Origin of the sequence: Kitasatospora sp. NPDC005856 (genome assembly GCF_040629945.1) — a bacterium.
Classification (GTDB): Bacteria; Actinomycetota; Actinomycetes; order Streptomycetales; family Streptomycetaceae; genus Kitasatospora.
The window spans coordinates 15,575-38,488 of the sequence record NZ_JBEXWT010000021.1; the positions used below are offsets into that span (position 1 = coordinate 15,575).

A 22,914-nucleotide genomic window follows, 5' to 3' on the forward strand; every position below is an offset into this window, starting at 1 on the left:
TCGGCCGCGCGACACCGCCGGCTATCCCTTGGTGACGTCGGCCACCGGCTCGAAGTTGAAGGAACGGATGAAGCAGTCCCTGGGCTGGCTCACGGCGAACAGCACGCAGTCGAGCAGCGACTGCGAGGTGAGGGGCGAACCGGCCCGGCGGTCGGTGGCCTCCCAGTCCTCGCCCAGCGGGTCCACGTTGTCGAAGTCCGGCGGGTACAGCGAGATGACGCGCACGCCCTCCGGGCGCAGCCGCCGGGACAGGATCTCGGCGAAGTTCGCCTGGGCTCCCTTGGCGGCGTAGAAGGCCGGGCTGCCCGAGCACTCGTCGATGCGCGGGGAGGCGGCCACCGAGACCATGTTGACGATGTCGGGGCGCTCCGAGGCGCGCAGCAGCGGCAGGAAGTGCTTGACCATCAGGACGGTGCCCGCGCCGCCGGACGTGATCGTCGCCAGGATCTGCTCGTCGGTGGCGGTGCCGAGGTCGAAACCGTCCAGCCACATGGCGCCGTTGTTGAGGAGGATGTCCACCCGGTCGGTGAGCGCGCCGACCTGCTCGGCGAACCCCCGCACCGAGGCCGGATCGGTCAGGTCGCAGGAGAAGGCGTGGACCTTGTCGTGGCCGAGCGCGCGTATCTCGTCGCGGGTCGCCTGTGCCGCCTTCAGGCTGCGGGCGGACAGGTAGACCTCGGCGCCGAGCTGGGCGAACCTGATGGCCAGGGTCCGGCCGAAGTCGCGGGCCGCTCCGGTCACGACAACGCGCGTGTTGTCAAGTGTGGTGTTCATAGGTGTTCCTCAGTTCACGGTGAGACCGGTCGCATCGCTCTGCGCCGGCAAGCGGTGGAGTAGGTAGTCGACGGCGTTCTCGGCCCAGGCGTCGACCCATTCGGCGTCGGTGCCGTCGACCCGTTCGAAGCGGTGGCCGTCACCCGGTTCGGACGCCAGGTCGCTCAGCGCGCCGGCACTGCGGCCGCACCCCGCCACCGGATGGCCCAGTGCGGCGAAGCGTCGGGCCGGGGCCCGTCCGAGCCCTCTGGTCACCCCGGAGACGACCACCGGCTGCCTGCGGTCCGTCACTGTGTGCCTCCCGTGCGACTCGGTGCTCTGCTCTGCCGACGCCCGAACCGTCGGGGGTCAGCCGTCCTACCCGGCCAGGAGCCTGACCGGATTGTGGGACCGTGGCGGGCCCGGGTGCCGGGCTCCGGTCCGTCAGTTCGGAGCGCCGTCCGTCCCGGATGCCGCCCGGGCGAGGGAGTCCGCCACCGTCGCGCAGGCCAGGCGGGTCACCGATCGCAGCTCGGTGCCCGGGGCGCCGGCCCGGCTCAGCACGGCCAGCGACTGGTTGACGGCGACGACGAAGGTGGCGAGCTCGTCGAGCGTCCGGGCGTCGGCCGAGGAGTCCGCCAGGGCGGCGCGGACGCGTCGGTGTTGCAGGTCGAGGAGGCCCCGCACCCGCGCGCCGCTCTCCTGCGTCAGCGTCGGCGACTGCGCGGCGGACTGCGCGATGAGGCACCCCGTGGGAACCGACGGGTCGGCGATGCGCTCCAGGACGACGTCGAAGAACGCCTCGACGGCGCGCACCGGATCACCGGGGTGGGCGGCGAGCGCCCGCTCGTACCGGGCGCCGTAGACCGACGCGTAGCGGTCGAGGCACTGGTGGAACAGCGCCTCCTTGCCGCCGAAGGTGCCGTACAGCGAGCCGCGGCCGAGGCCGGTGGCGGAGCCGAGGGCGTCCAGTGAGGCTCCCGCGTATCCGCGCTGCCAGAACACCCGCATGGCCTGGTCCAGCGCCGCGTCGACGTCGAACTGCTTCCGGCCGGCCACCGCACCCACCTCCCGTTTCACCTGTCCGGGGCGAGCCTACCCGCGTCTTGGACCGACCGGTCAAACATTCTCGGGCCGGGCGGTGGGACCATCTTTGACCGATCAGTCCAAGATGGCTACCGTGACGGCCAGTGGCCCGGCGTCAGCACCGCGAGAGGAAAGACCATGAGCCTGTCGTCCACACCCCCGACCACACCCCAAGGCCCCGGCTCCGCCACCGGGGCACCGGAGCTCCCGGCCGGATTCGCGCAGACCTTCACCAGCCGGTACGTCGACACCGGGCATCTGCGCCTGCACGCCGTCACCGGCGGCGAGGGCCCCCCGCTGCTGCTGCTCGCCGGCTGGCCGCAGAGCTGGTACGCCTGGCGCCTCCTGATGCCCGCGCTGGCACAGGACTTCCGGGTCGTCGCGGTCGATCCACGCGGAGTCGGACTGTCCGACAAGCCCCTGAACGGGTACGACACCGGCACGCTCGCCCGCGACCTGGTGGAGCTGATGGACGCCCTCGGGCACCGCCGGTTCGCCATGGTCGGCCACGACGTCGGCATGTGGACCGGCTACGCCCTGGCCGCGGACCACCCCGACCGGCTCGACCGGCTCGTCGTCGCCGAGGCGGCGGTCCCCGGACTCTCCCCCACGCCGCCGCTCTTCGGCAGCCAGGACGCCAACGACCGGCTCTGGCACTTCGCCTTCAACCGCCTCGACGGCCTCAACGAGAAACTGGTCAGCGGACGGGAGCACCTCTACTTCGGCCACCAGTTCGCCACGAAGTCCGCGAAACCACTGCCCGACCACGCCGTCCGGTACTACGCCGGCCTCCTCGCCGCCGATCCGGAGGCCCTGCGCTGCAGCTTCGAGTTCTACCGCGCGCTCGACACGACCATCGCCCAGAACCGGCAGCGCGCGGCTCGGCGGCTGTCCCTCCCCGTCCTCGCGATCGGCGGGGCGCGGAACCTGGGCGCCGCGGTCGGCGCGACGATGGAGCTCGCCGCCGACGACGTGGAGAGCCTGGTCCTCCCCGAGTGCGGCCACTACCCCGCCGAGGAAGCCCCGGAGGCGATGCTGGCGGCCCTCACCACCTTCCTCGCTCCGTACGGCGGCAAGCGGACCGCCTCGGAGCCCTCGACGGCCGAGGCGGCTTCGGAGAGCGGGTCGTCGTGGTGACCGGGGAGGTCAGGACCAGGCGATCAGTTCGCCGGTCATGGTGAATCCCAGGAAGAGGGAGAGGGTGATCCGACGGCCGCCCGCGAAGTCCTGGACCTGGTGGAAGTTGCGGCAGTCGAAGAAGACGCCTTCGCCGGGCCCGGCCAGCACCGTGGCCGAGGGCGCGTCGGCGACGGCCTCGGGGGCCCAGCCGTAGCCGTCCCCGAAGGCGTCGTCGGCGGGGATCCAGCGGTGCCGCCAGACGGTCAGCGCGCCGCCGTGTTCGGCGGCGGTGAGGTGCAGGTTGAAGGCGAGCTGCACGATGGGCCGGTCGTCCAGGCGGCCCGGGAACTCCCGCTCCACCTCGTCGTAGTGGATCTTCGAGCCGGTGGGGAACTCGCGGAGGATGCCCACGTGCAGCGCGCGCCCACCGATGGTCGCGGGGCGCACCGGGATGCCGAGCTCGGCGTTCAGCCGTCGCAGGACGGCCGACGCCGGGTCGCTCCCGCCGTAGAGGTCGCGTGCGGCCTCTCGGGTCCGCTCCGCCTTCACCCAGTAGGCGTCCCGGAGTTGGCCCTGGGTGTAGTAGTCGTAGACCGCGGGGCCGAACTTCAGGATCGGCGGATCGAGCCGCTCCTCGTCGTAGGGCTCGAAGTCGGCCCGCTCGATGCGGGTTCCGAGGTCGGCCAGGTCGCCCTGGAGCAGGTCCGGCACCCGCACGATCGCGCAGGTGCCGGCGGCCAACCGCTGCAGAACCTCCCGCAACTCCCCCTGCCGGGCCGTCTCCACGGCGAACATCGCCTCGTCGCGGCGCCGGTCCGGCGTCATGTCAGCCATGGATTCCCCGTGGTGAGAGGTCGAGCGGAAGGGCGGGAGCCCGCTGCCCCCTCCACGACGCGAGTCGCTACGCAAGGGAAGCATTCGATCACTATAGGTGATGCACGGGGCTCGCCGAACGAAGGGAGCCCTCAACCGATCCTGCTGTTCATCCAGTTCCAGCCCTTGGCCGGGCCGGTGGCGCTGTCCCACGCCAGCTCCGGGCCCGTGAACCCGGTACCGGTGCCGGTGGAGGTCCACAACCCCTGGACGGCGCCCGGCCTCAGCGGACGCGGCCCTCCCAGCTCCAGCCGTCGGCCGGGCGGCGCGGGTGTCCGGGGAGAGCGGTGCGGCCGGTGCACCAGAGCAGGGTGTGACTGGAGCCGTGGCCGTGCGGAGCGTCCGGGAACAGCCGGGCCAGGGCGGGGGCCGCGAGGCGGTCCGGCGGCCGCCAGGGAAGCCCGTGGGCCTTCGCCAAGTCCCGGCCGTGGACGAGGAGTTCGACGATTCCCATGGCGGCGAAGCCGGGACCGTCCGAGTGGCCCCAGGGGTGCCAGGCCCGGACGTCCGGCGGGGTGTCGCGCACGGTGGTGGCGAGCAGGCCGGCGGCGATGCGCAGGCCCTCCAGGCAGTGCACGATCGGGGCCGCCGGGTCGAGCGAGCCGAAGAGGGTGATGTAGCGGTCGGTGGGGCGGGCGGTGAGCAGGCCGGCGTAGCCGAGCAGGCCGAGTGCGAGGTGGTCCAGGGTGGCGCGGGCGGTCCAGTCGCTCCCCGCCGGGACACGGGACCAGTCGGCGGACGCCGCCTGATCCAGGGCGCTGGTGGTCTCCGCGGCGGCCTCGATGACCAGCCCGGGCCAGTCGGTGCCCACGGCGGTCGAGTCGGCAGTCGAGTCGACGGCCAAGGGGGCAGCGGCCTCGGCAGCGCCACCAACCTCCGCCGCCACTTCACCGCCCGCGTCGGTGTCACCCCCACCGACTACCGCCGGGCCTTCCGCTCACCCGCCGCACCCGCCTGACGCGGCCGACGACCCGCTGTCAGGGTGTGCGGGACCGGGTGGGCGTCAGATCCGCGGCCAGGAGCGCCAGCAGTTCCGCCGGTGCCTCGATGAAGCGGTAGTGGCCTCCCTCCAGGAGTTCGAAGGCCGCGTCGCCGCAGGCCGACCAGCCGGTCATCAGCGACGGCGTGATGCCCGTGTCCTCGGTCCAGCCGATGGCGGTGACCGGGCACGGCAACCGGACGGGCTCGGCCACGTGGTACCGCTTGTTCATGTCGACGTCGTTCCGCAGGACGCCGAGGTAGAGCGCGAGCAGGCTCGGTTCCAGGGTGCCGCCCAGTTCCGCGACGAGCCCGCGCAGTTCGGCGGCCAGCTCGTCGTCGCTCATGTCGAGGAAGCGCCCGTAGGGGCCGTCCTGCGGCGCGACCTCGGCGGAGACGAACAGCCGGGTCGGGGCGGGGCAACCCCTCTCGACCAGCCGTACCGCGGTCTCGTACGCCGCCAACGCGGAGCCGCAGTGCCCGAACAGCGCGTAGGGACGGTCCACGTAGGGGCGCAGCGCCTCGCAGAGGTCGTCGGCCAGCGCCTCGTACGTGGTGTGGGCGGGCTCGCGCATCCGGTTCTCCCGGCCGGGCAGCTGCACGGGGCAGACCTCGACGCCGTCGACCGAGGACGGCCACTGGCGGTACATGCTCGCTCCGCACCCGGAGTAGGGCAGGCAGAACAGCCGGGCCGGTGCCACCGGCGACGGCTCGCGGAGGAACCACTTGTTGCGGGTACGGGCCGTCGGAGCGTCCACTGATGTCCTTCCGGGTGGGGGCGTTCTTCTCGGGTTCGGCCGCGGTGGTGCGGGCGGCCGCGGTGCCGGCGGGCGGCGGCGGGGCGTCGGCTCCTATCGGGTGCGCGCGGTGATCGGCAGGTGTGTGAAGCCCGCGATGATGTTCGAGCGCATGCGCCGCGGCGTCCCGGCGAGTTCGAAGCCGGTGAACCGGCCGAGCAGTTCGGCGAACAGGATCCGCAGGGCCACCCGTGCGACGGTGTGTCCGATGCAGTAGTGCGCGCCGACGCCGAACGCGATGTGCTTGTTGGGCCGCCGTCGGATGTCGAAGGTGTCCGGGTCCGCGAACACGGTCTCGTCGCGGTTGGCCGACCCCAGCCACACGACGACCGCGTCCCCCGCGGGGATCGGCACGCCCCGGATCTCGACGTCGCGGGTGGTGTGGCGCATGAAGTGCTGGGTGGGCGAGGCCCAGCGCAGTGCCTCCTCCACGCCGCAGGCGAGCAGCTCCGGGTGTGCCGCCCAGTCGTCCGGGACCGCCGTCCCGGCGAGTTCGGCCATCGCCGCGACGGGCGGCTGGGCGGTGGTGACGGTCGCACCGAGCAGCAGGCTGTAGCAGTTGGACACGATCTCGCCCGGCGACAGTCGGCGTCCGTCCAGTTCCATGGTGAGCAGCACGCTGACCAGGTCGTCGCCCGGTGCGCGCCGACGGGCGGTGACGAGGTCCTGGAAGTAGGCGAACAGTTCGCGGTGGGCGGTCACGAGGGTGGCCCGTGGCCCGGCGGCGAGCTGGAACTCGGGGTCGTCCGCGGCGATGCAGGCGTGGGCGAGCCGGGTCAGCCTCGGCCAGTCCTGTGCCGGTAGCGCCATCATGGTGCCGATCACCGCCATCGGCAGGGTGGCCATGGCGGCGGCGAAGTCGAACGGGCCGCCGTCGGCCAACGGCCGGAGCAGCTCGACGACGGCCCGGCGGATGGCCTCCCGGTCGTTCTCCACCGTCTTGATCGACAGCGCCTGCTGCAACGGGCCGCGCAGGTGCGAGTGCCGGGGCGGGTCGGTCGCGGCCATCTGCCGGCCGCCGGCGGGGTCGCCCTGGCCGAGGAGGTTGAGCAGGGTGCCCTGTTCGGAGGTGAACGTGGCGTGGTCGCGGAGTACCCGGTTGGCCTCGGCGTAGCCGACGACCGACCAGTAGCCGATGTCTCCGACCGGCTGCCAGCTCACCGGGGCGTGGCGGCGCAGCCGTCGCCACACCTCGTGCGCCCCGCCCGATTGGTAGAGGTCGGGGTCGATCAGGTCGACCGGCCGGGGGGCGAGGACGGGACATCGTGTGGTCGGGGGAACCTCCGTCATCGGGACCGCTCCTCCCACGCCCCGTCGGCCGGGCCCTCCGTCGAGCCGTCCGTCGCGCCCTCCGTCGAGCCGTCCGGGACTGCCGTCCGCATCCGGGTGGTGAGGGCCGTCGCCAGCTCGGCGACGGTCGGCGACAGGTACAGGGCCTGCGCGGGGAGGTCCACGTCGAACTCGCGCTGGGTGGCGACCAGGAGGTCGGTGGCCAGCAGGGAGTGTCCGCCGAGGTCGAAGAAGTCGTCGTCGATGCCGACCGGTTCGACACCCAGGACGTCGCCCCACAACTCGGTCAGTCGCGTCTGGACCTCGGTGAGGGGCGGGACGAACTCGTTGGCCACGTTGCGCGGTACCCGGGTGGCGGTGGGCAGGGCCCGGCGGTCGATCTTGCCGTTGCGGTTCACCGGCAGCTTGGGACGGACGAGGATCGCCCAGGGGATCAGGTAGCCCGGCAGCCGGTCCCGCAGTTCACGGCGCAGCCGCCGGCCGAGGTCCGCGGTGCCGGCCGGATCGGGTTCCGCGGGCACGACGTAGGCCAGCAGCCGGGTACCGCCCGCCGGATCGGGTTGCGGCAGCACGACCGCGTGCCGCACCTCGGCGAGCCGTTCCAGCTCGACCTCGACGGCGCGCGGTTCGGCACGGTAGCCCTGGACCTTGACCTGGTCGTCCGCGCGTCCGACGAACTCCAGCGTGCCGTCCGGCAGCCATCGCACGAGGTCGCCGGTGCGGTACATCCGGGAGCCCGGCTCGGTCCCGAACGGATCGGGCAGGAACCGTTCGGCCGTCGCGGCCGGGCGGCCCAGGTAGCCGCGGGCCAGGCCGGCGCCGGCCACGTACAGTTCCCCGCACTCGCCGACGGGCACCGGCCTGAGGTCGCCGTCCAGCACGGCGACCCTGGTGCCGCTGATCGGGCGGCCGATCGGCACGCTCCGCAGTTCCGGGAGGGTGCTGCTGGTCCAGCAGGTCGTGTAGGTGGTGTTCTCGGTCGGCCCGTAGCCGTTGGTGAAGAGCAGCTCCGGGTAGCGGGCCAGCAGGTGCTGGACATGGCCCGGGGAGGCCACGTCGCCCCCGGTGAGGACGTGCCGCACGCCGGCGAACGCCTCCGGGTGGGAGCTCACCATCTGGTGGAGGAGCCCGGTGGTCAGCAGCAGGACCGTCACGCGCTCGGCACGGACGACGCGCGCCACGTGCTCCAGCGTGATGGCGACCGGAGGGAAGAGGACCAGCCGGCAGCCGTTGACGAGGGGGGCCCAGATCTCGAACGTGGACGCGTCGAACGCCACCGGCGCGAGGTGGAAGAAGACGTCCTCGGCGCGGACGTCCATCCAGTCCGCACCCCGGACGAGCCGATCGATCGCCCGGTGGGGCACGCCGACGCCCTTGGGCTCACCGGTGGAGCCCGAGGTGTAGCTGACGTAGGCGAGCCGGTCGGGGTCGCCGGGGCGGGCCGGGGCCGCCGGACCGGTGGCCGACTCCTGCGCCGAGCGGCCTTCCGTCACCGTGACGACGGTGCCGGGCACCTGCTCGCGCAGGGCCTCCTCGGTGATCACCATGCCCGCGCCGGCGTCCTCGAGCAGCAGCGCGTGGCGGCCGGCCGGGTCGTCCGGTTCGAGTCCGAGGTACGCCCCGCCCGCGATGAGGACGGCGAGCAGGGCCACGATCAGCTCCGGCGACCGCGGCACCAGCACGCCCACGACGTCCTCCGGCGCCAGTCCGGCCGCTCGCAGCCGCCCGGCGAGCCGGTTGGCGCGGTCGTTGAGCTGCTGGTACGTCAGGGTCCGTCCGTCGCAGGTGACGGCGGGCGCGTGCGGGGCCCGCCGTGCCTGTTCGGCGACCAGCTCGTGGATGGCCCGTGCGTCGAACGGTGGCCGTCCGCTGCCGACGAACGCCGGGGCGTCGGAGGTGCCGGAGATGCCGGAGATGCCGGAGATGCCGGACGTACCGGAGGTGTCGGAGGTGAGGACCGTCTTGGTCAACTGCTTCCCGCTTTCCTGTGCTGAGGTGTCCCCGTCGGGGTCGAACGTGTGAGGGCGTGGGCGGTCGTCGCGGTGGCCGGTGCGCGGCAGGTGGTGCGCGGTGGCCGGTGCGCGGTGGGTCCGGGCGCGTCCGCCGCCTCAGACCGCCGGCACGTGGAAGAAGGTGTCCCGTGCGGCGATGCGGCCCTGCGGCGTCATCCGGAAGAAGTCCGCGAACCGCAGCTCGACCTCGTCGCCGTCGTGCAGCACGCCGCGGAACAGGCCGTGCACGGCCACCTCGTCGCCGGTCGTGACCACGGTGGCCAGGGTGTGCACGCCGGTGCGGATCACCCGCTGGTCGCGGTAGAAGCGTTCCAGTTCGGCGTGCCCGACCATGGGTCGGTAGCCGGGGCGGCGGTAGCGGGCGTCCGGGGTGAACAGGGCGACCAGCGCGGGTACGTCCCCGGCGTCGACGAGCTGGTAGTACCGGCGGACCTGGGAGACCCCCAGTGCCGGGGCCGTCGGGGTTTCCGCTGTGGCCGGTGGTGTGGGTGGTGTCGGCGTCTCGTCGGGCTGGGGAAGGGTGTGGACCATGCCGAGCTGCTTCCTGTGATCGCTGTCAGAGTCGTGTACGGGGTGAGAGGTCCGGTACGGCCGCGGCGTCCGGGGCTTCGTCGAGCGCTTCGACCAGGCGCGCCGGGGTGGGTGCCTGGAACAGGGCGCCGAGGGTGAGTTCGCGGCCGAAGCTCACCCGGACCCGGTTGACCAGCCGGGTCGCGAGCAGGGAGTTGCCGCCCAGCGCGAAGAAGCCGTCCTCGACGCCCACCGTGGGCCGGCCGAGCACCTCGGCGAACAGGGCGCACATCGTCTGCTCCGCCGGGGTCCGCGGCCCCGGGCCGGACGGTGCCGGTGCCGGGTCCGGGACGGGCAGCGCGGCCCGGTCGATCTTCCCCCTGGGGGTCAGGGGGAGGGCGTCGAGCGTGACGATCACCGAGGGCACCATGTAGTCCGGCAGTACCGCGCGGGCGTGCTCCCGCACCGCCGCCGGGTCGAGCCCCGCGTCCCCGGCCGGAACGACGTAGCCGATCAGACGCCTGTCGGGCGAGGTGGTGCCCGGCGCGGCGACGACGGTCGCCTGGGCGACGGCGGGATGCCCGGCCAGGACCGCCTCGATCTCGCCCGGTTCGATGCGGAAACCGTGGAGCTTGACCTGCTCGTCCGCGCGGCCGAGGAACTCGAGTTCCCCCTCGGCGTTCCAGCGGACCACGTCGCCCGTGCGGTACATCCGCTCCCCCGGTTCGCCGAACGGGCACGGCACGAACTGGCCGGCCGTCCGGCGGGGGTCGTTCAGGTACCCGCGCGCCACTCCCGCACCGGCCACGTACAGCACGCCGGCCACCCCCGGCGGCACCGGCGAGAGCGCCTCGTCCAGGACGTAGACCCGCCTGTTGTCCACCGGTCGGCCGAGGGGGACGACATCGGGCACGGCCTGACCGGGGCGCAGCACCCTGCGCGTGGTGAACGTCGTGGCCTCGGTGGGGCCGTACCCGGCGACCACCACGGAGTCCGGGCAGCGTGCCAGGACGCGCCGCACCGCGTCGGCCGGCACGATGTCACCGCCGGTCCACACCTGAGCGACCCGGGCCAGCGTGCCGGGGGACTCCTCGGCGAAGACCCGGAACAGCCCGGCCGTCAACCACAGCGAGCCGATCCGGTGATCGACGATGAGCCGGTGGAGGTCCGAGAGCGCCAGCTCTCCGGGCGGGGCCACGACCACCCGGCCGCCGTTGAGCAGCGGCACCCACCACTCGTAGGTCGAGGCGTCGAAGGCGTGCGGGGAGTGCGCGAGGACGCGCGGGCCGTCCTCCTCGCGCCAACAGCGCTGCGCGGTCAGGCTGACGACGTTGCGGTGGCTCAGGGCCACCCCCTTCGGCGTGCCCGTGGACCCCGAGGTGTACAGGACGCACGCCAGGTGGTCCGGGCGCAGCGGCACGACGGGGTCGGAGGCCGGCTCGTCGGCGAGGCCGGGGTCGGCGTCGACGACGACGGCCGGTGTGTGGGGTGACGGCGCGTGGTCCCGGGTGGCCCGGTGGGTGAGCAGCACCGTCGCCCCGGTGTCCGCCAGGACGCGCCGCAGGCGGGCCGTCGGGGCCCGGGTGTCCAGCGGTACGTAGGCGCCGCCGGCCTTGCTGATCGCCAGGACGGACACCACCACGTCGACGGAGCGTTCCATGAGCACGGCCACCGTGCTGTCGCAGCGGACGCCCAGGGCGATCAGCCGGTGCGCCAGCCGGTTGGCCCGGGTGTTCAACTCGGCGTAGGACAGGGTGGTTCCGCCGCACACCACGGCGGGCGCGTCGGGCGTGCGCCGGACCTCGGCGGCGAAGGCCAGCGGCACCGTCGGGTGCGGCAGCGGACGCTCGGTGCGGTTGGCGGCCACGACGGTCCGGTGCCGTTCCTCGGGGGTGAGGAGGTCGGGCCGGCCGATCGGCCGGTCCGGGTCCGCGTGGGCCACCGCGTTCAGGAACCGCAGGAACCGCTGCTGATGGGTGGCGAGTTCGGCCTCGGAGTAGAGCGCGGGGTTCGCGTCGACGTCGAGCCGGGGCTCGGTGCCGTCGGAGCGGTCGTAGACGGAGAACGAGAGGTCCTCGACCGGACCGTTGGACAGGTTGTGCACGGTGGCCCGGACGCCCGCGAAATCCAGGTGGTAGTAGAAGGACATGATGTTGACGACGGGCCCGAACAGGACCCGCTCCGAGCGCGCCGGATCCACCTCCCTGCGCAGGTCCTCGCTGCGGTGGCGCTGGTGCGGGCGCAGGGCGGTGACCTCCTCGGCCACCTGTCGCGCGAGTGCGGACAGACCCTGCTCCGGGTGCACGCGCAGTCGCAGCGGCACCACGTTCGCCACCATGCCGGGGACGGCCGGCGCGGAGGAGCCGGTGCGCCCGGTCACCGGCGCGCTGAGCACGATGTCCCGTTCGCCGCTGAGTCGGTGGAGGTAGGCGGCGACCGTCGCGGTGAAGGCGGTGGGCCAGCTCGCCCGCGCGGGTCGTGCGGCCCGCCGCAGCGCGGCCACGGTGGGCGCGTCGAGGCTGCCGGTACGGCGCAGGAAGGTGTCCGAGGCGGCCGCCGAGCGGCTGGCGAGGCTGACCGGGTCCGGTCGGCCGGCCAGCCTGGCCGCCCAGAACTCCCGGTCCCGGGCGGGCTGTCGCGACGTACGGTAGGCGGCGTCGTGTTCCAGCAGCCGGCTCAGCGGCGCGAAGGCCGGTCCTGCCCCACCCCTGCCTTCGACCAGCGCGGTGTAGGTCCTGGCGACGCGGCGCGCGATGAGCGACATGCTGAAGCCGTCGACCACGATGTGGTGCACGCGCTGGTACCAGAGGAAGCGGTCCGGCGCGATGGTGAACAGGGCCTGGCGGAAGAGCGGGTCCCGGGTGAGGCCGACCGGTGTGGACAGGTCGGTGCGCATCCAGCGCTCGGCCGCCCGCAGCGGATCCGGTGTCGACGTGAGGTCGACGCGGTGCATCGACCAGCCGGACGAGGGGGTGACGACCTGGCGGGGGCCGTCGGCACCGTCGGTGAGGCGAACGCGCAGCGACTCGGTCTCGTCCACCACGCGCCGCACGGCCGTCTCGAACAGCTCCGGGTCGATCGGCCCGGGGATGTCCACGTACTCGCCGGTGTTGTAGGCGGGACTGCCGGGGCGCAGGTGGTGGGCGAACCAGATGCCGGACTGCGCCGACGACAGCGGCAGCTCGTGTCCGTCGTTCATCCGAGTTCCTCCAGGACGGCCGACAGCGCGTCGGCGAAGGACGCGACGTGGGGCGGCGACAGCATGTCGTGGTGGTTGCCGGGTACCTCGACCACGTTCAGCGCTCCTCGGGTGCGTTCGCGCCACCGGGCGGGGACCACGACCGGGCCGGCGAGCTCGGGGTGGGCCTCCGCGCTCGTGAACAGGTGGATCGGAGTCCGCAGCCGTGCCGTCGACCGGTAGCGCCGGGCGGCGTCGCCGTTGGTGGTGAGGACCCGCACCATGCGGCGCAGTTGTTCGGTGCGCGCCCGCGGGGGGAGGAGCTCACGGGCGTGCGCGTCGTGGAGCGGCAGGGAGAGGGCATCCTGCTCCTCGGCCCCACCGGTGGGCCCGTGGACGGCACCCCGGTCGGACCCTTCGGTGGGTCCACCGGTGGACGCGGGCGCTCCGGCGTCGATGATCCCGAGGAATCCCGGGGGGTTCCCCCGCTCCTCCAGCAGGCGGGCCATCTCGAAGGCGACCAGCCCGCCGAAGGACCAGCCGGCCAGCAGGTACGGGCCCTCGGGCAGGACGGACCGCAGCTCCCGCAGGTAGCGCCGCGCCTGCTCCTCGACGGTGGCCAGTGGCGGCTCGTCGGTGTTGTAGCCGACGGCCTCCAGGCCGTAGACGGGCCGACCGCCGGCGAGGCGCTCGGTGAGCTGTCCGGCCAGGTGGAGGAAGGAGCACACGTCACCGCTCTGCGGGTGCACCAGGACGAGCGGCGCCCTGCGGCGGTCCCCTTCGGCCAGCGGGACGACGAGCCGGCGCAGGGCCCGCGACGCGTCGGGCAGTTCCGCGCACAGCGCCTCGACGGTGGGATGGCGGAACACCGTGTTCAGCGGCACGGCGATCCCCCACTCCCGCCGGATCGCCTCCACGAGCTCGACCGCCCTGAGGGAGTGCCCGCCCAGTGCGAAGAAGTCGTCCCGGACGCCGACCCGCGGGGTGCCCAGCACGCGCTCCCAGATCCTGGTCATCAGGAGTTCCAGCCGGTCGCGCGGCGGCAGCGCGCCCGCCTCGTGCGCGTGGCGGGCGGGCGCGGGCAGGGCCCCGCGGTCCACCTTGCCGTTGGTCGTCAACGGGATCCGGTCGAGTGCGGTCAGCGTCGTGGGCACCATGAACTCGGGCAGGGTCTCGCGCAGGGAGCGCCGTAGGTCCCCCGGGTCACCGGGCCGGTCCTGCCACACCAGGTAGCCGGCCAGTTCGGCGTCCGTCCCGTCGCCGCGCACCGTCACCGCGGCCCGGGCGACGCCGGGCTGCGCACACAGCGCGGCCTCGACCTCGCCCAGCTCGATGCGGTATCCCCGGATCTTCACCTGCTCGTCGGTGCGGCCGAGGAAGACCAGGCTGCCGTCCGGCAGGTACCGCGCCAGGTCACCGGTCCGGTACAGCCGGCCGCTGTCGGCGCCGAACGGATCGGGCACGAAGCGCTCGGCGGTCAGCCCCGGCCGGTTGGCGTACCCACGGGTGACGCCGACCCCGCCGATGTGGATCTCACCCGGCACGCCGACGGGCACCGGAGCGCCGGCGGGGTCCAGCAGGTGGATCCGGAGGTTGCCGATCGGCCGGCCGATCGGCACGGACCCTCCCGGCCTGGCCAGATCCCGTTCGGCGTCCACGCGCCGGGTGACACAGCCGACGGACGCCTCGGTCGGGCCGTAGCCGTTCCACAGCGTGGTGACCCTGTCGAGGAGCCGCCGGGCCAGGGCGGGCTGGAGCGGTTCGCCCACGCAGATCGCCTGGAACCGGCCGCCCTGCCATCCGCCGTCCAGCAGCAGGAGCCAGGTCGCCGGCGTGGCCATCAGCGTGGTGACGCCGAACTCGCGCATCATCTCCGTCAGGCGCGGACCGTCGACCGCGACCTCCGACGGGGCGATCACCACGCTCGCGCCCCAGGCCAGGGGCATCAGCACCTGGGGGACGATGACGTCGAAGGAGATCGAGGCCACCGAGGCGACGACGTCGTCCTCACAGAGGTCCAGCTGCCGACCGCGGACCACCAGGTAGTTGACCACTCCCTCGTGCGGGACCAGCACGGCCTTGGGGCGGCCGGTCGAACCGGAGGTGTAGATCGAGTACGCCAGATCGGCAGGCGTCGCGAGCGGTGGCAGCCGGTCGTCGGGCAGGGCCTCGACGAGCCGGGACTCGGAGTCCGTCCACACCGTCGCGGCGTCGTGCCGCGGCAGCCGGTCGGCCAGGGAGCGCTGGGTCACCAGCAGCGGAACCTCGGCGTCGGTGAGCATGAACGCCATGCGCTGTGCCGGGAGGTCCGGGTCCAGTGGCAGGTAGGCGGCGCCCGACTTGAGGACGGCCAGCAGGGCCACGACCAGGTCCGCGGAGCGCGGCAGGCAGACCCCGACCAGGCGTTCCGGCCGCGCTCCCCGGGCCCGCAGGTGCCGGGCCAAGCGGTTGGCCCGGCGGTCGAGTTCGCGATAGGTCAGCCGCTCGGCGCCGCAGCGGACCGCCACCGCGTCGGGGGTCCGCCGGGCCTGCTCCTCGACCAGCTCGTGGACGCAGAGGTCCGCGGGAAAGGGTTCGTCGGTGGCGTTGGCGGCCACCAGCAGCGCTTCGAGCTCGGGCTCGGTGAGCAGGTCCAGGCGCGAGACGGGACGGTCGGGATCGCCGGCCGCGGCGTCCAGCAGCCGGAGGTAGTGGCCGACCAGTCGCTCCACGCTCGCGCGGTCGAACAGATCGGTGTCGAAGGCCACCGTCCCGGTCGTGCCGGTCGGCCGCTCGGCGATCACCAGGCTGAGGTCGACCTTGGCCGTGCCGTTGTCCACGTCGATCTGTTCGACCTCCGTCCCCACCAGGCGCAGGGAGGCACTCGGGCCGGAAAGGCCGGCGAACATCACCTGGAACAGCGGGTTGCGGTCGAGGCCGCGGGCCGGCCGCAGCTCCTGCACCAGCCGTTCGAAGGGCACGTCCTGGTGCGCGTAGGCGTCCACGGCGGTACGGCGGACCCGATCGAGCAGTTCGGCGAAACTCGGGTCGCCCGAGAGGTCGGTGCGGACGACCACGGTGTTGATGAACGAGCCCACCAGCGGTTCGAGTTCCGGACGGGTCCGACCCGCAACCGGTGTGCCGACCGCCACGTCGGACTGCCCGCTGTAGCGGGCGAGCAGGGCCTGGAACGCGGCGAGCAGCGTCATGAACACCGTCGCGCCGTGCCGCCGGCCCAACAGCCGCAGCCGCCCGAGCAGTTCCTCGGGCACCGTGAAGGTGATCCGCTCGCCGCGGCCCGTGCGGACCGGGCCACGCGGACGGTCGGTGGGCAGGTCCAGGGGTGAGAGTCCGGACAACTGCTTCGTCCAGTAGTCCAGTTGGCCCTGCAGGCGTTCCCCGGAGAGCCGGGCCCGCTGCCAGTGGGCGAAGTCCGCGTACTGGATCCGCAAGGGGGGCAGCTCGTGCTCGCGCCCCTCCAGCCGGCTGCGGTACATCTCCGACAGGTCGTCCCAGAGCAACGGCATCGACCAGCCGTCGACGGCGATGTGGTGGACGACCACCACCAGGAGGTGTTCGTCCTCGTCGACCCGCAGCAGTGACGCGCGCAGCAGCGGGGCGGCGGCCAGGTCGAACGGGCGCAGGATCTCGGAGTGGACGAGATCGAGGGCCAGCCGCGTCCGGTGCTGCGCGGGCTCGGTCCGCAGGTCCGTGACGGGCAGGTCGAGCGGCCTGGCAGGTTCGACCGAGGGGCTGGGCCGCCCGTCCTGCTCGGGGAACGCGGTGCGCAGGACCTCGTGGCGCCGCACCAGCTCGGTGAGGCTGTGGCCGAGGGCGGCCACGTCCAGCGGGCCGCGCAACCGGAAGACCTCGTGGACGTTGTACAGCGCGGGGCCGTCGGAGAGCCGCTCGATCAGCCACATGCGTTCCTGGGTGAACGACGCCTCCCGCGCACCCTCCGGGCGGGGTGGGACGGCTGCCTCCGGCTCGCTCTCGGCGGCCCTGCTCCGGGCCGCGCGGACGCGTTGGTCGAGCAGGGCCCGTATGGCGGCCGGCGTGGGGCCGGGCGGCCGGCCGGGCTCGGGTCGACTGTGCTGTGCCTTCACGGGTGACGGGCCTTTCCGGCGGGCAGCGATTCCGCTTCGGCGGCACCGAGGTCCGCCAGCAGCGCCGCGTCGATGCCGTCGGCGAGTTCGGCGACGGTCGGGTGGTGGAACAACAGGGCGACCGGCAGTTCGAGGTCGAGTGCCCGCCCGAGCCGGGACATGACCTTCGACACGAGGAGCGAATGGCCGCCCAGCTCGAAGAAGTCGCTGTGCACGCCGTCCGGGGTGACACCGAGCACCTCGGCCCAGGTCTCCAGCACGAGGAGCTCCGTCTCGGTCTCGGTCCTGGTGACGGGTGTGCCGGACCGGTCGGCATCCGGCTGCGGGGCCGCGGGCTGCCCGGTGGCATCGGCGGGAGCCATCGGAGCGGAGTGGCCCACTCGCAGGCCCGGAGGGGTCTCCCAGGCCGATATCGGCCGTTCGGGGCTGCCGGCGAGGTGGCCGAGCAGCGCCCTGAAACCCTCGCAGAGGCGCCGCACCGTGTCCCGGTCGTAGAGGTCGGCGGCGTAGCGGATGACGCCGGTGAAGCGGTCGCCGTGGTCCGTCATGGAGACCTCGAGGTCGAACTTCGCCACGCCGTTCGGTATCCGGTGGTCACTCACCTCCAGCCCCGGAAGGCCGGACGGGAGCGCGGGCGGATCCTCCACCTGGAACATGGCGGTGACCAGCGGGTGCTGGCCGAGGTCGCGTTCGGGCCGCAGCTCCTGCACCAGCCGTTCGAAGGGGACGTCCTGGTGGGCGTAGGCCTCCACGGCACACCGCCGTACCCGGGCGAGCACGTCGGTGAACCCGGGGTCGCCCGACAGGTCGGTGCGCAGGACGAGGGTGTTGACGAAGAAGCCGACCAGCGGCTCCACCTCGATCCGGGTGCGCCCGGAGATCGGCGTGCCCACCGTCACGTCGGCCCGTCCCGTGCAGCGCGCGAGCAGGACCTGGAAGGCGGCCAGCAGCGTCATGAACGGCGTCACCTCGTGGGCGCGCCCCAGTTCCCGTACGCGGTCGGCGAGTTCTGCGGGGATCTCGATCTCGGCCTGGTCGCCCCGACCCGACCACACGGCGGGGCGCGGCCGGTCCGCCGGGAGCACCGACGGGCTCAGGCCTGCCAATCGCTCGCGCCAGTAGGCGAGTTGGTCCAGCAGTACCGGCCCGTCCTGGTTCCTCCGTTGCCAGTCGGCGAAGTCGGCGTACTGGACGGGGAGGTCGGCCAGGGTGATCGGCCGGCCGGCGACAGCGGCGCCGTATCCGGCGGAGAACTCCTGCCACAGCACCGACAGCGACCAGCCGTCGCAGGCGATGTGGTGAATCACCAGGAGCAGCAGGTGGTCGTCGGGGGCGACGCGGATCAGCCGGGCCCGCAGCATCGGAGCGGTCCCGAGGTCGAACGGGGTCGCCAGATCGGCTGCCACCAGCTCCCGGGCCCGCTGCCAGGCCTGCTCCGCCGGGGCGTGCGTCAGATCGGTGACCGTCGGCACGAAGGTCTCGACCGGCTCCGTGACGTGGCGCGGACCGTCGTCGGAGTCGGCGATCCTGCCGCGCAACACCTCGTGGCGCCGCACGATTTCGGTCAGCGCCCGGACGAGCGCCTCCTCGTCCAGTCGGCCGCGCAGGCGGACCGCGGTCGGGACGTTGTGGTCCGGCCGGCCCGGCCGCAGCCGGTCGAGGAACCACAGCCGCTGCTGGGCGAAGGACAACTGGGTCGGAGCGTGCGCGCGCCGATCGGGACCAGGCATGACGGATCCACCTTTCACGGCGATCGGGACCGCTTCAGCGTCCCGGAAATCCCCTCGCCGATTCGCTACTTCGCGAACAGTACGGCGGATACTAGGAGCCTCCCGTCTCAATCCGCAAGACGCGGCAGGGGGTTGCGGGCATCAAGACAATATTTACGCCAGCCGACGGGAATCCTTATGTAGATCGAACACACTCGATGGCTAGCATCGGCGCGGCAGCCCAGCGGAGGGTGCCTGACGTGCCGTCATGGCTTGGCTGAAGAAGCAGGCTTCTCGCGGATCAGGCAGCCCACTTCCACAGACGGGCACCTCGTGATAATTCTTCTTCCACCCGGCGGGAGACCGCTTCGGGGCGCTTTCGTGCCGGGCCTTCATTGTTCCGAATGAGATCGGTGAACCCGTTGCACGAACTCATCCGTTGTATATGAACGCACCCTCGTTGCGCGAACTCGGAGAATTCATGGTGCAGCAGCAGAGCCTGGTGGGTTCATTCGTCTCGCACGCCACCGACCACCCCGGTGACACGGCGCTGGTGTGGCACGGAGAGGAGACGACCTACCGTGAACTCCACCGACTGGCGGAGCGGGAGCGCGTCCGGATCGCCCGGCTCGCCCCGGGCGGGGACGAGCCGCTCGGCATCGTGGCCGCCAAGTCGCCCTCGGCGATCGCCCTGGTGCTCGCCTGCCTCCTCGAAGGACGGCGCTTCCTGCTGCTGCCGACGCCGACGCGGGAGGGGAGAACGTCCGACGCGCTGGTCGAGCGGGCCTGCATCCTGCACGTCCTGTCGCCGGAGAGCCCCCAGGCACCCGGCCCCGCACCCGGCCCCGCGCCGGGCCCCTCGGAGCGGCCGAGTACCGCGGACCGGCCGGGGGAACCGAAGGCACCGCACCGTACGGAGCCCGCCGACGTCTCCTTCATGTTCACCACCTCCGGATCCACCGGGCGGCCGAAGGTCGTACCCCTGAGCACGGGGGCGGTGGACCGCTTCACCACCTGGGCCGGCGAGCGGTTCGGCATCCGCCGGGGAACGACGGTCCTCAACTACGCCCCGCTCACCTTCGACCTGTGCCTGCTGGACATCTGGACCACACTCAGGTTCGGCGGCCGTGTCGTCCTCGTCGATCCGGCCCGGGCCACCCATCCGGGCCACCTGCTGGACCTCGTGTCCCGCCACGAGGTCCGACTCGTCCAGGCAGTACCGATGTTCTACCGGCTGCTGCTCGACGCGACCGCCGGGAGCGGGCGGCGGCTCGACACGGTCGCGCACGTCGTCTTCACCGGTGACAGCATGCCCGCCCGCTGCCTGGCCGAACTTCCGCACCTGTTCCCCGAGGCGCGGCTCTACAACGTCTACGGCTGCACCGAGACCAACGACAGCTTCCTGCACGAGGTCGACGGCACCGAGCCGACGGACGGCCCGGTGCCGATCGGGCGCCCGCTGCCCGGGGTCCACGCGGTGATCGTCGGTGCCGACGGCGGGATCCTGACCGGGCCGGGAAGCGGCGAGCTCCACGTCGCGACGCCCTTCCAGACCGACGGCTACCTGGAGCGGGAACAGGACGCGGACCGGTTCGCGACCCACCACCACGAAGGACGGACGCGGCGCTACTTCCGCAGCGGCGACCTCGTGCGGCGTGACCGTGACGGCCGCATCACCCTGGAGGGCCGCAACGACCACCAGGTCAAGGTCCGCGGCGTACGGGTCAACACCCACGAGGTCGAGCAGGTGCTGCTCGACCACCCCGACGTCGTCGAGGCGGCCGTGGTGGCCGTGCCCGACCCGGTGGCCGGCCGCCTGCTGCGGAGCGTGGTCCGCCGCGCCCCGGACAGCCGACTGAACTCGCTGGCGCTGCGCCGGCACTGCGCACAACGGCTTCCGCTCACCGCGGTCCCCTCGGCCCTGCTGATCGTGGACGACCCGCTGCCCAGGACGTCCACCGGGAAGATCGACCGCACGCCCCTCCAGCACGCCTGCTCCCCCGCCCAGCCAACCGAAGGAACGGCCACGTGAAACACGCCGCGGCAGTCACGCAGTTCATCATCGAGGAATTCCTGCCGGACGTCGGCGCGAACGAGCTGGACGTCGACTACGACCTCGTGGACGGCGGGGTCATCGACAGCCTCGGCCTGCTCAAGACGATCGCCTGGATCGAGGACCGCTTCGACCTGCGCGTCGAGGAGTTCGACCTCGACCCGGACAGCTTCCGCTCCGTCGGCTCGATCAGCGGGTTCATCGAGCGGGCCCAGCAGCACGGGACGGACTCCCCCTAGTCATGCACGAGGTGCTGCGAGCGCTGATCGACCGGGACCGCACCGTCGATCAGGAGATGTGGGGGTCCTTCTGGGACCAGCTGCGGGACGGCGCCCTGCGGACCGGCGAGACGGTGGCGCTGCTGTCCTCGCTGTCCACCCGGATGCCCGAGGGGGACACGCTGGTCGGGATGCTCCGCTCACTGGACGAGCGCCGTCCGGCCGTCCCCGCGCGGCCGGCCGGCACGGCCAACATCGTCGGCACCGGAGGCGGGCCGGCCACGTTCAACATCTCCACCGCGGCGGCGTTCGTCGCCGCGGCCCTGGGCGTGCGCATCGTCAAGACGGGCTCCCGCGCCTACACGAGCACCTGCGGCTCCCACGACCTGCTCGACCGTCTCGGCATCGCGACGACCACCTCGTACGAGCAGACCGACGCACAGCTGGAACGCTTCGGCATCGCCTTCCCGGGGAACTTCGTCTACCCGCGGGAGGTGGCACTGCTGGCCCGCAGCATCGTCCCGCTGGACCTGCGGATGATCGGCGGATTCATCAACTCGGTCGGCCCCTTCCTGGCCGCGATGCCGGTCCGCGCCCAGCTCGTCGGTGTCTCGGACCGGTCGCTGCTGCCGGCTCTCGGCCAGGTCGCCGCAACCGTCACCGACCGGAGGATCTGGCTGTGCTCCAACGAGCTCGGAATCGACGAGCTCGTCAGCTCAGTCGACAACCTCGTCCTCGCCAACGACGACACCGAGCGGATCCGGCTGCCCGCCGAGCCGCCCGGCCCCGGGCGCGGCACGATCGCCGACCTCCGGCCGACCGCGGCGGGAGAGGACGTGGTCGGCCACTTCCTCGGCGTGCTCAGCGGAGAGGGGACGGCTCTCGCGACGCGCACCGTCTGCCTCAACGCCGCCGCACTGGCCGTCGCCGGCGGGCTGGTCGACGGCTGGCCGGAGGCGATCAGGGCGGCCGACGACGCCCTGCGCAGCGGCGCCGCACGCGGCCTCGTCGACCGCCTGCGCACTCGAACGGCGCGCCGCGTGGTGCCCACGGCGCGTGCGCGGTGAGCGGCTTCTTCGCGCGCCGGCCACCGGACCGGCCCGGCCTGGCCGTGTTCCTCAACGCCGGAGACCCCCCGCTCCCCGTACTGGCCGACGTCATGCGGATGCTCGACGACTGCCGCGTGGACTGCCTGGAGCTGGCGGTGCCGTTTCCCCACTCGGTCACCGACGGGCCCGTCATCCGCCGATCGGCGCAGCGGGCCCTGGCCGACGGCATCGGACTCGACGAGGTGCTCGACTTCCTCGGCGGGATCCTGCCCCGGCTGCGCCACCTGCGGGTGGCACTGCTGGCCGACTGGAGCCACACGGTCAGAGGCCTGACCGTGCCCGGCTTCGTCCGGCAGGTCGCCGACTCGGGCGTCGACGGGCTGCTGGTCCACGGCCTGCCACCGCGACTGCGGGCCGGCTACCTCGAAGCGGTGCGGGAGGCAGGGCTGCCCGTGGTGGCCACCTGCTACACCACGTCGGCGGCCGAGGTGAAGGCCGCGGCCGCCGAGTGCGCCACCGCGTACCTGTACCTGGTGGCCCACTACGGCCGCAGCGGCGGCGGGTTCACGGCCGACCACCGGGAGCTGGCCGCCGCGCTGGCCGCACTGCGGAAGACGACCGCCGTACCGATCGCCGTCGGATTCGGCGTCCGCTCCCGGGCGGACATCGCCCTGCTGCACCGCCTCGGCGCCGACGCCGCGGTCGTCGGCAGCGCCGGGGTCGCCCGGATCGAGCAGGCCCTCGCCGAAGGGGCCGATGTGGTCGAGGAGTTCCGCACCTTCGTGCACACCGTTTCGCCGTATTCAACAGACCTGGGAGGCACACCCGATGATCGTCCGACGCCTTGACGAGGTGACGTCCGTGGACTGGGGCAACGGACTCAGCCGCAGGTTCCTTCTCGAATCCGACGGCCTGGGCTACACGGTGACGGACACCACCGTCCGCGCCGGCACCAAGTCGAGGCTGGAGTACCGCCGCCACCTGGAGTCCTGCTACTGCATCGACGGAGCCGGCGAGGTGGTGCTCGCCGACGGCACGTCCCACCCGATCGAGCCGGGCACCCTGTACGCGCTCGACCGCAACGAAGCCCACTTCCTGATCGCGAGCCAGGAGGAGGACCTCCGCCTGGTGTGCGTGTTCTCGCCCGCGTTGCGCGGAGACGAACGCCACGACCTGGACTCAGCCGAATTCTCCGAGTACTGAT

General features: G+C 72.9%; 18 protein-coding genes and 1 pseudogene. 7 read left to right on the forward strand and 12 right to left on the reverse strand.

What is annotated here, in order from left to right; all coding sequences use genetic code 11:
* Positions 1-21: 21 nt before the first annotated feature.
* From ABZ449_RS15345 to ABZ449_RS15355, 3 genes are all read right to left on the reverse strand, one after another.
* On the reverse strand, positions 22-774 hold the full coding sequence (locus ABZ449_RS15345; protein WP_360345649.1) for an SDR family oxidoreductase: 753 nt from the start codon (positions 772-774) through the stop codon (positions 22-24).
* 9 nt (positions 775-783) lie between these two features.
* Positions 784-1,065 (reverse strand): hypothetical protein, encoded by a 282-nt coding sequence (locus ABZ449_RS15350; RefSeq protein ID WP_360345651.1) that lies wholly within the window; start codon positions 1,063-1,065, stop codon positions 784-786.
* A gap of 132 nt (positions 1,066-1,197) precedes the next feature.
* Complete coding sequence (locus ABZ449_RS15355) at positions 1,198-1,812, reverse strand: TetR/AcrR family transcriptional regulator (protein WP_360345653.1); 615 nt, start codon at positions 1,810-1,812, stop codon at positions 1,198-1,200.
* 165 nt (positions 1,813-1,977) lie between these two features.
* On the opposite strand from ABZ449_RS15355, the gene ABZ449_RS15360 reads away from it, so the two are divergent.
* Positions 1,978-2,976 carry an alpha/beta hydrolase gene (locus ABZ449_RS15360; protein ID WP_360345655.1) on the forward strand — a complete coding sequence of 333 codons (999 nt, stop codon included), beginning with the start codon at positions 1,978-1,980 and terminating at the stop codon, positions 2,974-2,976.
* A gap of 9 nt (positions 2,977-2,985) precedes the next feature.
* Here ABZ449_RS15360 and ABZ449_RS15365 read toward each other — a convergent pair whose 3' ends face one another.
* Both ABZ449_RS15365 and ABZ449_RS15370 read right to left on the reverse strand, forming a co-directional pair.
* Positions 2,986-3,792, reverse strand: a complete 807-nt coding sequence (locus ABZ449_RS15365; RefSeq protein ID WP_360345657.1) for a proline hydroxylase — start codon at positions 3,790-3,792, stop codon at positions 2,986-2,988.
* A gap of 262 nt (positions 3,793-4,054) precedes the next feature.
* Entirely contained in the window at positions 4,055-4,675 is a 621-nt protein-coding gene (locus ABZ449_RS15370; RefSeq protein WP_360345659.1) for a maleylpyruvate isomerase N-terminal domain-containing protein, read from the reverse strand.
* A 6-nt stretch (positions 4,676-4,681) separates the two neighbouring features.
* On the opposite strand from ABZ449_RS15370, the pseudogene ABZ449_RS15375 reads away from it, so the two are divergent.
* Positions 4,682-4,789 (forward strand): annotated as a pseudogene (locus ABZ449_RS15375) (AraC family transcriptional regulator); the annotation flags it as partial.
* A 19-nt stretch (positions 4,790-4,808) separates the two neighbouring features.
* On the opposite strand, the gene ABZ449_RS15380 reads toward ABZ449_RS15375, so the two are convergent.
* The 7 genes from ABZ449_RS15380 to ABZ449_RS15410 all read right to left on the reverse strand — a co-directional run bounded on the left by ABZ449_RS15380 (position 4,809) and on the right by ABZ449_RS15410 (position 18,411).
* Positions 4,809-5,567: an alpha/beta fold hydrolase gene (locus tag ABZ449_RS15380; protein WP_360345661.1), complete on the reverse strand. Its 759-nt coding sequence runs from the start codon at positions 5,565-5,567 to the stop codon at positions 4,809-4,811.
* A gap of 93 nt (positions 5,568-5,660) precedes the next feature.
* Complete coding sequence (locus tag ABZ449_RS15385) at positions 5,661-6,896, reverse strand: cytochrome P450 (RefSeq protein WP_360345663.1); 1,236 nt, start codon at positions 6,894-6,896, stop codon at positions 5,661-5,663.
* On the reverse strand, positions 6,893-8,866 hold the full coding sequence (locus ABZ449_RS15390) for a non-ribosomal peptide synthetase (RefSeq protein WP_360345665.1): 1,974 nt from the start codon (positions 8,864-8,866) through the stop codon (positions 6,893-6,895). Before ABZ449_RS15390 ends, ABZ449_RS15385 begins: the two co-directional genes overlap by 4 nt.
* Before the next feature lie 138 nt (positions 8,867-9,004).
* Positions 9,005-9,439 (reverse strand): nuclear transport factor 2 family protein, encoded by a 435-nt coding sequence (locus tag ABZ449_RS15395; RefSeq protein ID WP_360345667.1) that lies wholly within the window; start codon positions 9,437-9,439, stop codon positions 9,005-9,007.
* A gap of 25 nt (positions 9,440-9,464) precedes the next feature.
* Positions 9,465-12,617: an amino acid adenylation domain-containing protein gene (locus ABZ449_RS15400; RefSeq protein WP_360345669.1), complete on the reverse strand. Its 3,153-nt coding sequence runs from the start codon at positions 12,615-12,617 to the stop codon at positions 9,465-9,467.
* The gene (locus ABZ449_RS15405; RefSeq protein WP_360345671.1) at positions 12,614-16,681 is read right to left on the reverse strand and encodes an amino acid adenylation domain-containing protein; all 4,068 of its coding nucleotides are present in this window, start codon (positions 16,679-16,681) and stop codon (positions 12,614-12,616) included. Before ABZ449_RS15405 ends, ABZ449_RS15400 begins: the two co-directional genes overlap by 4 nt.
* Positions 16,678-18,411 carry a condensation domain-containing protein gene (locus ABZ449_RS15410; protein ID WP_360345673.1) on the reverse strand — a complete coding sequence of 578 codons (1,734 nt, stop codon included), beginning with the start codon at positions 18,409-18,411 and terminating at the stop codon, positions 16,678-16,680. Before ABZ449_RS15410 ends, ABZ449_RS15405 begins: the two co-directional genes overlap by 4 nt.
* Positions 18,412-18,835: 424 nt before the next feature.
* Between ABZ449_RS15410 and ABZ449_RS15415 the strand changes: the two genes are divergently transcribed.
* The 5 genes from ABZ449_RS15415 to ABZ449_RS15435 are packed head-to-tail and all read left to right on the forward strand — an operon-like array spanning position 18,836 to position 22,913.
* Positions 18,836-20,422: an AMP-binding protein gene (locus ABZ449_RS15415; RefSeq protein WP_360345675.1), complete on the forward strand. Its 1,587-nt coding sequence runs from the start codon at positions 18,836-18,838 to the stop codon at positions 20,420-20,422.
* Positions 20,419-20,682, forward strand: coding sequence for a phosphopantetheine-binding protein (locus ABZ449_RS15420; RefSeq protein WP_360345677.1), 264 nt, complete (start codon positions 20,419-20,421; stop codon positions 20,680-20,682). The genes ABZ449_RS15415 and ABZ449_RS15420 overlap by 4 nt, the downstream gene beginning before the upstream one ends.
* Before the next feature lie 2 nt (positions 20,683-20,684).
* Positions 20,685-21,728, forward strand: coding sequence for an anthranilate phosphoribosyltransferase (locus ABZ449_RS15425; RefSeq protein WP_360345679.1), 1,044 nt, complete (start codon positions 20,685-20,687; stop codon positions 21,726-21,728).
* Positions 21,725-22,558: a tryptophan synthase subunit alpha gene (trpA, locus tag ABZ449_RS15430; protein WP_360345681.1), complete on the forward strand. Its 834-nt coding sequence runs from the start codon at positions 21,725-21,727 to the stop codon at positions 22,556-22,558. The genes ABZ449_RS15425 and trpA overlap by 4 nt, the downstream gene beginning before the upstream one ends.
* A complete protein-coding gene (locus ABZ449_RS15435) occupies positions 22,539-22,913 on the forward strand; it encodes an ectoine synthase (RefSeq protein ID WP_360345683.1) in 375 nt (124 codons plus the stop codon). Before trpA ends, ABZ449_RS15435 begins: the two co-directional genes overlap by 20 nt.
* The last annotated feature ends 1 nt before the right edge of the window (position 22,914 follow it).